This is a genomic window from Paenibacillus anaericanus, from assembly GCF_003994475.1.
GTDB lineage: Bacteria > Bacillota > Bacilli > Paenibacillales > Paenibacillaceae > Fontibacillus > Fontibacillus anaericanus.
In genome coordinates this window covers 141,728-155,016 of sequence record NZ_RZNY01000005.1, presented here as the reverse complement: position 1 = coordinate 155,016, position 13,289 = coordinate 141,728, and the positions used below count along the sequence as shown (strand labels likewise).

Below are 13,289 nucleotides of genomic sequence, written 5' to 3'. Positions count from 1 at the left end.
CTCTTTGGCAGCTGGCTGACATCGTCACTAAACTTGATTAACTTTAGTCCCTTTAGCTTTGCGTCCCTACATTTCCATAGGTTTGCCTATTCAATTTTAAGTACATTCTCACAGTAACATATCAAAACATCACACCGCATGGTCAGTTGGTATGATATCGTACTAGGTAATTTACATTAATTTTGATGCATTTTCATTCATTATTTTCATGGTTTCCAAGAGATTTTGATATAGGTACTGATACTTTAGATATAGGAGACATTAAGTGCACGTTTATAGTTACAACTTCGAAAAGAAAAAAATGTTATAATTTGGGTGAACTATCGCCACTCCCATTGACGGCATAGAATAATAATATAGGAGGTCATGTAGATGAGAAGGATTGTGAGTTCTTTTCTTATATTATTTTTGGTTATAACAATGACAGCATGCGGAAATAAGGAAGCTGAAGAATCGCAAGTTTTCAAAAAGGAAAAAGACAACTTATCATTAGAAAATGTAATAGAATTATCTATAAAGGGTAATGAACTTTCATGGAAAGATTTTAAAATATACGATAGCACTGATATTGGTAGTGGATTATATATTCAGCACTATGATATTGATGAAAAATATTATCTTCTTATCGGTGGTGGCAGCATAGATGAAAAACCTATGTACATTCGTTTGGTAAAAGCAAATAATTCAGATGACTATATTGATATTAGAACAGACGATATAGATGAGTTTATTTCTGAGTAAGTTGATGTCTTATTTAAATTACGCTTGATCCTTACGATATAACTCTCGACTCTTATAGCCCGCCTGAAGAATCATCTTCATTTCTTCTCTACGCTTGGCTCTTGTTTCTTCTTGTTTCGCACTATAGACATACCGTGCCCAATCTTTGCGGTATCCTGGAGTAAGCGATTGATATATCGCAAGCAGCTCAGGCGTATCCTCCAAATCCTTCTCCACACTTGGAATCAGGGAAATATAATCATCTACTCGTTGACTTGATTGCGAAGAAGTTTGGTTTCTACCTCCAGCGTCCTCTTTTAACCCAACAACGGTAAAGACATCATCCAACCCCACCATACGTGCAAATTTAATATTACTTGTCCCTACATATCCACTCTCATCGCTTCCTATACCATCCAGTAAATCGTCCCGATGAATGTACGTGGGATAGACTTTGTTTCCCTTTTTAGGGTATGCCGCAAAGAGATAGCCATTCTTGTTGAGGTGCTGATGTTCAATCACGCGATCAACCAGTTCCTTTAAAGACTCCAGATCTAACACAAAGGCAAAAATCAGATCATACCCATGCTCCTTGAGCGTTGTATCATAGTCTGCCAATTCGACCAAATAACCGCTTCCTTCAGGTTGATTCAATACCGCTACTTGGTCGTACTTATGTAAATTCAACTTTTCTACGATCGATTTAGCCATTACGCTTCGCCTCCTATAGGTATTCCGATGTTCTTTTCTTATTAATTCATACTAATTATATCCCAAAAAAATCAAACTATATAAAGAATCAAGAACCCTTATCACCATAGATTGGCCCATTAGTCTGTAATTACATTTCATGTTTTTGTGTTTGTCCATAATAAGTTATACTGAGTAACAGTATGAAGTTTATGACGTAATCAACTTACTCGGAGGGTTATTATGAAATATAATTTTGACCATGTTATAGCTAGAGAGAACACCAACTCATTAAAATGGGATCGGACGGTTCTTACAAAAAGACTGGGTTTTGATGCAGACGGAATATTACCACTGTGGGTTGCCGATATGGACTTTCGTGCTCCTCAGCCTGTCATTGATGCTTTAATAAAGAGAGCAGAACATGGAATCTTCGGATATACCTCTCCTCTCGACGATTACTATGCGGCACTCACTTGGTGGCAGAAATCAAGACATGATTGGGACATTCAAAAGGAATGGGTAACGATGATGCCAGGGATCGTACCTGCATTTAACTTCTTTATCAGAGCCTTAACCGATGAGGGTGATAAGATCATCATCCAAGAACCCGTATATCCACCTTTCAGAAGTACAATTGAGACCAACAATAGGATCGTAGCAAACAATCCTTTGAAGCTCGTGGACGGTAAATATGTGATGGACTACGATCAATTGGAGCAATTAGCTAAGGATCCACAAACGAAGATGCTTATCTTATGTAGCCCCCATAACCCCATGGGAATCGTGTGGAGCAGTGATGAACTTCGGAAGCTAGGGGAAATCTGCAATGCAAACAATGTGGTTGTGGTCGCGGATGAAATTCATAACGATTTAATCTTGCCTGGGAATAGTCACCTTACCTACGCTCTACTGGGCGAGGAATTTGCGAATAATTCGATCATCTGTACAGCTCCAAGCAAAACCTTTAACTTAGCAGGACTGCAAATTTCCAATATTATAATTCCAAATCGGGTCATTAGAGAAAAAGTGGATAAAGAACTGAAGAAGTCCTCCATTATGGAACCTAATGCATTTGGCATTGTGGCAACAACTGCCGCATACTCGGAAGAAGGGGCCAATTGGCTGAATCAATTATTGGTGTACTTGGAATCTAATGCCCAATTTATTCATGAGTTTGTGAATCATAGAATACCAAATGTTAAATACACCAAACCACAAGGTACCTATTTGGCATGGTTGGACTTCAAAGACACGAATATCAGTGAAGAACTAGAACATAAAATATCTAAAGAAGCTAAGGTTTTATTGAATAGTGGGGCTATGTTCGGCTCAGAAGGCAAGGGTTATATGCGAGTTAATTTCGCCTGCCCGAGATCGGTTCTGGCAGAGGCACTAGAACGAATCTCCAAACTGCTTGGATAGGATTACAAAAGATAAGGTCAAAGAAACAGCCGCTTCGCTTAGGCTTCTATTCCTATAGCGATGCGGTTTTTTTGCGTCAGCCACTAGACCCCTTCTTCGTAATTATGGTAAGTTCTCTGTAGCGTGAAACATACCGCACGACAAGATTTAAATACTAGGAGGTAACCATACTCGATGCTCAAAAAAACGCTGAAATGGCTAGCCTGGATCGTGCTCATTCCAGTTGCTGCACTTGCTATTTTTCTGATCTATATTACAACGAGTGATTATAAACCTCCTGCTCAAGTAGAGCTTCAAGCCAACAACAATAGCACTACTATACTTAAGCAAGGTGATCCCTTCACCGTCACTACATTCAATATTGGCTACGCTGGCCTTGACCAAGGACAGGATTTCTTCATGGATGGTGGCACGATGTCCAGATCTAGCAGTAAGGGGCAAACGGAGACTAACCTTAGCGCTATCGAAGATTTTCTGAATGATACCCAATCCAACCTGTATATGCTGCAGGAAGTTGATGTGAATTCCTCACGTAGCAACCATATTAATCAAGTCAAAAAAATCAGCGATAGTCTTCCTGGATATAGCGATACGTTTGCTTATAACTACAAGGTGCCTTGGGTACCTATCCCCGTGACTCATCCAATGGGCGAGGCACAAAGTGGTTTGTTGACATTATCGACATTCAACAGCACATCTCAAACCCGATTCGATCTACCTGGCAAGGAAAGTTGGCCTGTTCAGTTGTTCGAGCTGGATCGTGCATTTATAGAGAGTAGACTTCCCGTAGATAATGGTAAGGAGCTCGTGTTGATCAATCTTCACTTGTCGGCATTCGACAAGGGCGGTACCATTCGCAAACAACAGCTTGAATTCCTAGCGGACTATATCAATCAAGAAGTGAAGAATGATAACTATCTCATTCTGGGTGGCGACTGGAATCACTCACTTCCTAGCACAGACCCAAGTAAGTTCCCTACACAGCAGAAATGGCCCGAATGGCTTCAAGCATTCCCGGACACCTTCGGTCCAGATGGCTTCCAGTGGGCAGTTGATTCAAACACTCCTTCTGTCCGTACGCTAGATGTAGCATATCAAGAAGGGATCAATTTCCTCGCTGTGATCGACGGATTTCTCGTATCCCCGAATGTAGAAATCCTAAATGTTAACGGACACAATCAGAACTTCGAGAACAGTGACCACAACCCTGTTACTGCGGGCTTTAAGCTGAAATAATCTCATAAAGACAGCCGCACTGCTAATAGGATACTAATCCTATAGCGATGCGGCTGATATATTTTAACCCCTAGTTAATTCAATGATTTAAGGTACCTAACCTTTAAAACCAAACAATCCCCGGAACCAATTCCATACATCAAGCGTGATGGGAATTAATCCAAGCCCATGCTCACCAATCACGACTACGCCATATGCCCATTTACCAATAGCGACTGCACCCACAGCGATTTTCCCCATAGCAACAGCACCTACAGCCCAATTCGCAATAGCTACTGCACCGACCGCTACTCCAGCACCTACACCTGCAATTGCCACCGCACCGATGGACAAGCCAAGCCAGCTCAACGCCACTGCACCCAGTGCTAACCACAAACCAAACGACAATGCACCCACGGATAACAATCCTACACTTATAGCACCTATAGAGACCAGTCCAATCGCTACATCTCCAATAGCAATTAAGCCAACAGCTGTCTTAAAACGTGGCTTACTTCCATTTCCATAACTCTGATCTGAGTATCTGCCTAGATTACTACGAATGCTGACGATCGGTAATGAGGGCGATGGCCATTGATAATCGATTTCCTTCCCCTCTATACCTCTTGAAGTTGCCCAGCGTGTTATGTATCGATGCCATCTCATATCCATCCGTCCCCTCATTCAACTATATTCATTGTACATCCCTCCGAAATATATATAATCAGACTCTGACCCGAAATGATCTCAGCCTCTAGACGGAGATACAATATTCATTATAATTGAAATTTATTTTTAATGTATTATTTACAATAGTGTGTGTCATACAGTATAGTGGTATCAGGAGCTGATGTTTCATGGATATAAAAGAAACCATCAACGGGTTAACACAAGAAATGCGGCGCGGAACGATCATTATCGGCGTACTCAGTCAATTATCGGAGCCGCAGTACGGCTACTCTCTAGTCTCTATTTTGGAAGAAAAGGGGATTAACATCGATCCAGGGACCATGTACCCTCTATTGCGCAGGTTGGAGAAGCAAGAATTACTTGAAAGTAAGTGGGACACGAATGAAACTAGACCTCGAAAGTACTACATGCTGAGTCCTACTGGTAAGGAAGTTTACCGTCAGTTATGCCTGGAGTGGCAAATGATGACGGTCAGCCTTGATAGCTTAATTCGGGGAGGAACGGACGATGGAAGTAGTTAAACGGTACATTCATGCTGTAACGCAAAAGTTACCTGAACAACAGAGAGCAGATATAGAGAAGGAACTATACGGATTAATTGAGGATATGGTTGAAGAGCGCGTTCAAGGTGGAGAAATCACCCAGAATGACGTGGAAGAGGTGCTTCTTGAGCTTGGAAATCCAAGTGATCTAGCGGATAAATACAGAGGGAGTAAGCGATATCTGATCGGCCCGGAACTCTTTCCAACCTATCTATTCGTCCTCAAGATCGCGCTGGCAGCGATCGCAATTGCTACGACAGTTGCCTTTGTGATTGAGACTCTTCTAGATCCCGCTCAAATACAAAGTGAGTTAACAAGCTATATAAGTTCCATCATATCGGGCTTCTTCCAAGGATTTGCATGGGTAACGATCATCTTTTTCCTTGTAGATTATAAGGGCATTAATAAGAGTAAACTCGGCATGGATTCATGGAAACTATCCGATTTACCTCCCCTGCCCAATCAACAGGCCCGAATTAAAATGTCTGAACCCATTGTAAGCATCACGTTTACTATTATTTTGTTAGTGTTGCTAACCTTCTCAATCGATCTTTTTGGGGTTTCGTTCACTCGAGATATCAGTATTCGGACGATTATCCCCATTTTTGATGGAGAAGTGTTCCACAGGTTTCTGCCGTTCATTTGGATCGTATTCGCTATAAGCATACTGAGTGATATCATGAAAATCATTGCGGGGAGATGGAGCATCAAACTAATCACATTTGATATTGTGGCAATCGTCCTCCATTTCGTACTGGCAGTGTTCATGTTCGCGGATTCATCCATATGGAATCCTCATTTCATGCAGCTAATAGCAGAAACCGATCTGATCCTGAATGATAGCGATGCGTTGCAAACAATCCAAACAGTTTGGTCATATGCTACACAAGGAATACTTTCTATTATTGGAGTAATTCTGGGTATACAACTCATCACTACGATTATTAAATACTTCAAGATTAGGGATTTCTCATAACCAAAAGGCTGCCGATCATCGGCAGCCCTTTCTGTTATAAAATTATCCTATAGATATGCATTAGACTCTACTAATAAACTCTTCAATCTCTTCTTCAATAAGCTGTAATGCATCCTTCCAGAATTGTGAGGAGTGCACGTCAATGCCCATGATCTTAGCCGCATCAACAATATTATTCTTACTCGTAGCACTGAGAAAAGCATGATACTGGGCTACAAAAGCCTGCCCTCTTTTCTTATATTGTGCATAGAGACCTTTTGAGAACAATAGCCCGAAGGAATACGGGAAGTTTAAATATTCATTGCCCGCCAAAAAATACCCCATCTTGTTCAGCCACATATAAGGATGGATTGTAGCAGGATCAATGCCCTCGCCATAAACTTCTGTCATACAAGCAAGCATGAGTTCATTCAGTTCCTCAACGGACAGCGCACCAGACTGTCTTCGTTCATACATTTTATTCTCAAATAAATACCTGCCATAGAAATCAACAATATAATAACCAGCGTCCGATATACCCCTCTCCAAAATAGACACAGCCTCACCCGTCGGTGCGATCCGCAGTAGTTCGTTATTCACAATACTTTCACAGAAGATCGAAGCTGTTTCGGCGATAGGTGTAGGATAATCCGTATTTACCATCGTTTCATTTACCAGACAGGAACTATGATAGGCATGTCCTATTTCATGTGCAAGTACGCTGATATCGATATAACTTCCCGTAAAGTTAGTCAAAATTCTGCTTTCTTGTATCGGAAAAATATCAATACACATTCCATAGTTTCCTTTGCCCGCCCTCGGCTCCGCATCAACCCATCGATTGTCGAACACCTTCTGAGCAAAATCAGCTAGATCGTCACTAAAGGTTCTAAAGCTGGATACAATACAGTCCCTTGCTTCGGAATACGATACGGTAACATTACCTTCCCCTATTGGGGCAAAGATATCATAGAAGGGAAGACTTGTAGTGGTATGTCCCAAAAGCATCGCCTTCTTCTCATAATACTTATGAAATATAGGCAAGTTTTCTTGTATAGCCGATTGCATCGCCTGCAACGTTTGGGCATCCATTCTTGAAGCCGCAAGCACCTTCTCTAAAGGAGACTGATATCCTCTCATTCCATAGACCGTAATAGCTTCTCCACTTATGCCATTGATACAGGCTGCACTTTGCTCTGCAATGCTCTTACAAGCCTCGGCCTCCGCATTGTACGCTGCTTTTCTTAGAGAAGGATTTCTGTCATACGCCATATTCCTAAGCTCTGAAAGTGACACACTTCTGGACTCACCTTCCACATCCAGATTCGTGAGTACATTCGAAGCACACTGCATATAGAACCTTTGCCATGCTTTAGACCCGGTATTTTGCATTTTGGCAATAACACTCTCTATCTCTTCACTTAATAAAAATTTGGACTGGTCTAGAAGTTCGCTAAGATAGAATCGGTGCTCAGAAAGATACGGTGAAGTATCGATAATCGTATCCAACCTGTCTAATCCCTTGAGCCACTTGTTAAACTTCACAAAAGCATCCGTAGCTGCTGAACTCGTATCCACAATATCATCCAGAACGCTCATCGCTTCCGTACTACTATCAGCATTTAGTATTAAATCAGCATACGAATACAAACAGGTATATACACTCCTAAATGCATTGTAGCGTCTTAAGAAATCTTCCATTTTAGCAGCCGCGTGTTCATGATCATGCAGATTTACGTCAGCCCAATCATTTAATTCGGTTATATATTGACGAAGTAGCTCCTGATCCCCTTTAAATTTCTCCGACTCAAAGCAAGGATATAGAGTTTCTAAATCCCAAGTTAAATTCATTTATAAACATCCCCTTAAAAAATTTATATGATGTAAACCTCAGGGTAGATGATATTAATGAATCCTACACGCTTTCACCTCGTCCGATTATTTAAGTAATCAGTTAATAATTTCTGTATAACAACTTTATTAAACACTAACTCGTTGAAAGATGCTGTGATTAAACGCAAGAGGAGCTTCTTCAAAGGAGATTGAACAAGAAAAGCTGCCCCCGTTCCCTTGGGCAGCTTATTGGCTATTCGAATTTGATATCGACTATTTCCCCGCTTTCCTCGAAAACCTATTTTACGATATACCTTATTTGAATCTGGATTCTGTGAATCAACATACAACATCGGCACCAAACCCTCGGATGCAAGGACCGAGCATAGCTCTACCACTATAGCACTGGAATAACCCCTCTTTAAAAATAAGCAAAGTGGTTACTCTGGACATGTTGTTGTAGGGTTTAAGAAGGGTGGAAAAGAGATTCTTCCTCCACTAGAAGGTATCTATCCTATCAACGCGGAAGATGCGATACCACCCTCTAATAACTACGGGATTGAGCCCTATCAACCTCAAAGAATGATCTTTAATGAAGCAGCGGCAATGTAGATTACTACAATCTTAAATGAGTTTTTCGCATTTCAAATAGTATTCTGACTCACTATTCTAACTTCAACAGTAGAACAGGAAACTATCGTCCGATCTACGTAGAGGAATAGATTGCTGATCAAGCCGATTTCTCTGAAATAAGCGTTACTGTAAAAGAGGAATAACGAGTTGTAATACGATAATTAGATACTTCAAACCAAAGTAGAGAGGATTTTCTCTCTACTTTGTTCTCTTTAAGAGGTAAGTTTATTATATACATCATATTAATAATTCCAAAACCTAACTACGTTATAGTTATTTCAGGGCGATATAAGAGGGTTCTTCCTATTTTCGTTAAGTCCTTCTACCAAACAGCAAGTGAAATGAAGTATCCAGATGCAAGACGTCAAGCTGTTGTCTTGTATCCATTTAATAAGTAAAATGTGTATCTTCTATGAATATCATTCGCTTTGACCCTATATTTTTTATGGAATTAACATCCATATATATATAAATCTACATACTCCGGCTTTACAAAACTAAGTATTACATATATTCTGCATATAGGATGATCATCCAATATTTGTATTTGTAGGAGGGGATAATTTGTTCAAAAAAACAGTTGCCTTTGTAATTTCTTTTTTACTAATCTCATCTCTAGTTGGTTCAGTTAATGCTTCCCCAATTCAAACCTCTGTGAAAAAGGAGAGTTCCAAAACAACTAAGGGAATGTACTTGACCACAGACCCAATTAAAAATCGAGAGCTTATAAAATCCTATGGGAATCGGGCTTTAAATGACGAAATTAGCTATTACATTAATTCATCTACCTATGCTACTTCGGATTACACACTTTTAAATTCATATCCTACACAAGATGGCGACACATATTCTAATCTTTATGGTGTTGTCCGCCTTTACAAGGCAAACAATACAGGAAAACACACTATTTTTGTTTTAGAACAAGATTCTTCAATCTCAGGAGTTACGATTTCAAGTTCAAAATATTCAGGAATTACAAAATTAGGTTGGGTTAATTATTATGAGTCTACGGGTGGATCAATAAATTTACACGATTGGTCTCCAAAAGGTACTACAGAGCAAACTTCAACGAGTAGTTTTAATTGGTCAATAAATCCACAAATCGCTGGTAATGGTATTGGAAGTCTTGGTGGATCATTTCAATTAGTAAAAGGTCGCCTTGTAGGAACTCCAAGTACTGCAATATATACTGAAACTTGGACTGGTGACCCAGTACTTACTCCTGCTAATGTAGCACAACAGGGAGCTACGGCGTGGTTTGTTGAAAATGGAAATGGTCCTGGTCTTACTTTTCATTGGTATTGGAATTGGGGCTATAGTTACTGGAGCTAATTGAACCATAGAGGAAGGAGTACTCCCCCTTCCTCTAAATTCTATTGAATCGAGGCTACTATATGAAGAGGATAAAATATATCTTATTAATTATTGCTATTTTTCTCCTGAGTTCCTGTCAAAACGAAAATTCCAGTATGAAAGATAATAATTCTATAAAGGACAGTGTTTATAATAAAAATGAGACTATAAATCTTTATTATGAGATAAAAAATAAAGTTACCTCCGAAAATATAGGTTTTCAAGAAGTTTCTATAACTCGAGGGAAAAGTAACTATACGCAAATACACGAAAAGAGATATTTAACGAAAGAGTTTTTAACAGGGCTGGGAAAGGATTTAACTAATATAAAGGAATATGAATTGAACTCTGAATATTCATTATTATCCCTCACTGAAACTGAATATTTAAATGAGGAAAATAGGTTCGAAAAAAATGTTATTATTAAAAATCAAAATAAATCCAAAAATGTTATAACTAAATCTAAAGAATATACACAAGATGGGAAAGTAAATACTACTAATGATCAAGTTTCCTTTCCCAAAACTCAAACTATTAGTGCGGGATCATATTTTGAAATTCCTTTTTTTATCACTAATTTAGAAAAAGATGAGCATGTATTCTATACCACTATAGATGGTAAAATAAATAGTTTCAAAATTTCTGGAAATGAAGATATAAAAAATACTACAGAAGAAATAATTAGAACTACTAAAATGTCTACTATGGATGAAAAGGTGAAAATATGGGTTGAAGAGAACAGCAATATTATTGTTCAAATTGAAGAATATATTACAGAGGACAATATACTGGTAACTACTTTAACCAAGAAAAATAATCTGTAAATAATAGTGAATAACAAAAATAAAAGAGTGAATAATGCCTTTAGAATTAACCTGTGAGTGCATTTATCGTTTTTCAAGAAGTAACTACATACTTTCTCAATTCTTTATTAGAATGCAAAAAAGCTTCGCCCCCATTAGGGACGAAGTTACTCCGCGCTACCACCCTGTTTGGTGTATTTATCGTAAATACACCCTCTCTGCCATCATCTAACAATGATGCTCCAAATTAACGGTCGGATTCCGGACCCGCCTACTTCTTTTCGGGGATCTGCTCAGAGGTGATTGTTCGAATCCAGTTGCTGCTTGCTTCGCACCAACCAGCAGCTCTCTGATAGTTCACATAGATCTAATTGTCCTTGTCTTAGTATTTGGTTATTTTTTGCATTCTAATGTTATGATAAAAATTCGTCAATTAATTTCTTAATCCTCATCGTCATTTCCACCATGTCGAAGTAGGATATGTATCCGAGCCGATCAGCACGGTTTGCCCGATTTTCGGCGTCGAAATTTTCACACCCATCTTCTGGCCCGCTGTAGTTACGCGATCTATCGGATCATTCCAATCATGAAGTGATAGCGTAAATGCAGACCAATGGATGGGGATCATGATTCCGCCCTTCACATCTATATGAGCTTGTACCGTTTCCTCCGGCATCATATGAATGTCAGACCATCTGGTGTCATATTGACCACATTCCATCAATGTTAGATCAAAAGGACCATACTTTTCTCCGATTTGTCCAAAGTGAGGACCATAACCACCGTCTCCGCTAAAATACACCCTTGTCTCTTTCGTTGCGATTACCCAAGAGCACCATAACGTGGAACCACTATTAAATAAGCTTCTTCCCGAAAAGTGCCTTGCCGGGGTACAAGCAAGCTTTATCCCTTGGAATTCGAATTCATCCCACCAGTCATGCTCACTGATTCGCTTCGAATCGACCCCCCACCGTTCTAGATGGCTACCCACGCCGAGAGGCACGATAAATTGCGTCACCTTGTCCTTTATCTGCTTTATGGTCCCATAATCCAAATGGTCATAATGATCATGTGATAAGATAACTGCGTCGATGGCAGGTAAATTCTCAATTTCGAACGGTAACTCCTTACTATATCTTTTGCCGCCAAACATCTGCACAGGAGAAGGCGATTTGCCGAACATGGGGTCCAGCAATATTCTTTTCCCTTCAAGCTGAAGCAACAGGGCTGAGTGACCGAACCATGTAATGGAAGGCTGTGTTTGCCCCTCCAAACTATTCAGATCAAACTTGTCCATCGGAATCGCCTTAGCAGGTCTTACATTTGGGTTCCCCTTGGCATAATCGCGTAGTAAAGAGCCCATATTCTTAAGTTGAACTGTCTTCGAAGGTTCTGGATAAATGAACTTATTCTTTCTATAGTTTCGCGATTGGCGATACTTACGAAGCTGCTCTTGGGAAGGATTGCCGCCAAATGCCGGATATAGATTCAAGAATAGGATTGTTACGACTATTAATGTAATAATACTGATGAAAACGATCATTATAGTTAACCTCGCATTCATTGGCTCAAAATCAAAATCGGTGCTTGACGAAATAAAACGGGAAGTAATGTTACGTTTTGGAGGATGTTACCATCGCTGTTAAATGAGAATTTCCTGAATACACTATTGTAGTGGTTGAAATTCTCATTTAAAGGCGAACGCTCCGCTTGTCCACATTCCTCCAAAACTCCACTGCACGCTGGTTCTTATCAAGCACTGATTTCATGGATGAGCCCTTCATTAATTCATGTATGCATCAAGCCGCTAAGCCCGGAGCTCGTACTGACTTAACTTGCCTTCATAGATCAAATGCAGCCGGTCACTTTGCCGGAAATCATCCGGTGTTACAAGTGCAGGTAGCTTGTTCCATAACTTGATGCCGGACCGCTCCAGAATCTCTGCGACGAATTGCGAACAGAAGTAAGAGTTGCTGAATTCGACTGGTTCTTTCAGTGCGATGCCCACTACACCTAGAATGTTATAGAGATACTTTTGGCGCTTTTGGATAAACACCTGCAAGACCCGCTTCATCTTCTCGATTTCACGCTCGGATACTTGAAGCTCATAGATCACGCACGTCGTATTCGGATACTTGCTGAAAGTTCCTGTCTTCAGGTCCTCCTTCACAAACCCACCATTTAGGGGGTTGTTGGGGTGCTTTCGTCCGAAGCTGTACAACTCTGAAAGTTCCCGATTAAAGGAGATCGAGGCATGATTGTAAGGAGCCTTCGTGTAGGTTTGAATAACTCTTGTAAACAGAGTTCCGGTGTTCGTAAGCAAGATAAAAACCGATTGATCAGCTACCATTTACAAAACTTCCCCTTATCAAGTTTGGACTATTCCTTCATAATAACATATGATCCCTTTAATGAAATCCTACCCTGCGA

Annotated in this window: 12 protein-coding genes, 1 pseudogene, 1 riboswitch and 1 other annotated feature; of the genes and pseudogenes, 7 read left to right on the top strand and 6 right to left on the bottom strand. The window is 40.0% G+C overall.

What is annotated here, in order from left to right:
* Window positions 1–3 precede the first annotated feature (3 nt).
* Window positions 4–97, bottom strand: a riboswitch (cyclic di-GMP riboswitch).
* Window positions 98–372: 275 nt separating this feature from the next.
* Window positions 373–741 carry a hypothetical protein gene (locus tag EJP82_RS08405; RefSeq protein ID WP_127191589.1) on the top strand — a complete coding sequence of 123 codons (369 nt, stop codon included), beginning with the start codon at window positions 373–375 and terminating at the stop codon, window positions 739–741.
* 18 nt (window positions 742–759) lie between these two features.
* Here EJP82_RS08405 and EJP82_RS08400 read toward each other — a convergent pair whose 3' ends face one another.
* Window positions 760–1,431 carry a YdeI/OmpD-associated family protein gene (locus tag EJP82_RS08400; protein ID WP_127191588.1) on the bottom strand — a complete coding sequence of 224 codons (672 nt, stop codon included), beginning with the start codon at window positions 1,429–1,431 and terminating at the stop codon, window positions 760–762.
* Between the two features lie 222 nt (window positions 1,432–1,653).
* Here EJP82_RS08400 and EJP82_RS08395 point away from each other — a divergent pair, with 222 nt between their 5' ends.
* Both EJP82_RS08395 and EJP82_RS08390 read left to right on the top strand, forming a co-directional pair.
* Window positions 1,654–2,835 carry a MalY/PatB family protein gene (locus EJP82_RS08395; RefSeq protein ID WP_127191587.1) on the top strand — a complete coding sequence of 394 codons (1,182 nt, stop codon included), beginning with the start codon at window positions 1,654–1,656 and terminating at the stop codon, window positions 2,833–2,835.
* A 174-nt stretch (window positions 2,836–3,009) separates the two neighbouring features.
* Entirely contained in the window at window positions 3,010–4,071 is a 1,062-nt protein-coding gene (locus EJP82_RS08390) for an endonuclease/exonuclease/phosphatase family protein (RefSeq protein WP_127191586.1), read from the top strand.
* Between the two features lie 96 nt (window positions 4,072–4,167).
* Here the strand turns inward: EJP82_RS08390 and EJP82_RS08385 are convergent, their stop codons facing one another.
* Window positions 4,168–4,716 carry a hypothetical protein gene (locus EJP82_RS08385; RefSeq protein WP_127191585.1) on the bottom strand — a complete coding sequence of 183 codons (549 nt, stop codon included), beginning with the start codon at window positions 4,714–4,716 and terminating at the stop codon, window positions 4,168–4,170.
* A gap of 191 nt (window positions 4,717–4,907) precedes the next feature.
* Between EJP82_RS08385 and EJP82_RS08380 the strand changes: the two genes are divergently transcribed.
* Both EJP82_RS08380 and EJP82_RS08375 read left to right on the top strand, forming a co-directional pair.
* Window positions 4,908–5,261: a PadR family transcriptional regulator gene (locus EJP82_RS08380; RefSeq protein ID WP_127191584.1), complete on the top strand. Its 354-nt coding sequence runs from the start codon at window positions 4,908–4,910 to the stop codon at window positions 5,259–5,261.
* Complete coding sequence (locus EJP82_RS08375) at window positions 5,248–6,258, top strand: HAAS signaling domain-containing protein (RefSeq protein ID WP_127191583.1); 1,011 nt, start codon at window positions 5,248–5,250, stop codon at window positions 6,256–6,258. Before EJP82_RS08380 ends, EJP82_RS08375 begins: the two co-directional genes overlap by 14 nt.
* A gap of 60 nt (window positions 6,259–6,318) precedes the next feature.
* Here EJP82_RS08375 and EJP82_RS08370 read toward each other — a convergent pair whose 3' ends face one another.
* A complete protein-coding gene (locus EJP82_RS08370) occupies window positions 6,319–8,088 on the bottom strand; it encodes a M3 family oligoendopeptidase (protein WP_127191582.1) in 1,770 nt (589 codons plus the stop codon).
* 74 nt (window positions 8,089–8,162) lie between these two features.
* A pseudogene (locus tag EJP82_RS08365) lies at window positions 8,163–8,480 on the bottom strand (GNAT family N-acetyltransferase); the annotation flags it as partial.
* Between the two features lie 787 nt (window positions 8,481–9,267).
* Between EJP82_RS08365 and EJP82_RS08360 the strand changes: the two are divergent.
* Together EJP82_RS08360 and EJP82_RS08355 are read left to right on the top strand one after the other, a co-directional pair.
* Window positions 9,268–10,035, top strand: coding sequence for a hypothetical protein (locus tag EJP82_RS08360; protein ID WP_127191581.1), 768 nt, complete (start codon window positions 9,268–9,270; stop codon window positions 10,033–10,035).
* Between the two features lie 62 nt (window positions 10,036–10,097).
* Complete coding sequence (locus tag EJP82_RS08355; RefSeq protein ID WP_127191580.1) at window positions 10,098–10,880, top strand: hypothetical protein; 783 nt, start codon at window positions 10,098–10,100, stop codon at window positions 10,878–10,880.
* 133 nt (window positions 10,881–11,013) lie between these two features.
* Window positions 11,014–11,252 (bottom strand) — a binding site (T-box leader).
* A gap of 61 nt (window positions 11,253–11,313) precedes the next feature.
* On the opposite strand, the gene EJP82_RS08350 is transcribed toward EJP82_RS08355, so the two are convergent.
* Window positions 11,314–12,402, bottom strand: a complete 1,089-nt coding sequence (locus EJP82_RS08350) for an MBL fold metallo-hydrolase (protein ID WP_127191579.1) — start codon at window positions 12,400–12,402, stop codon at window positions 11,314–11,316.
* A gap of 264 nt (window positions 12,403–12,666) precedes the next feature.
* Window positions 12,667–13,209, bottom strand: a complete 543-nt coding sequence (locus tag EJP82_RS08345; protein ID WP_127191578.1) for a hypothetical protein — start codon at window positions 13,207–13,209, stop codon at window positions 12,667–12,669.
* Window positions 13,210–13,289 lie beyond the last annotated feature (80 nt).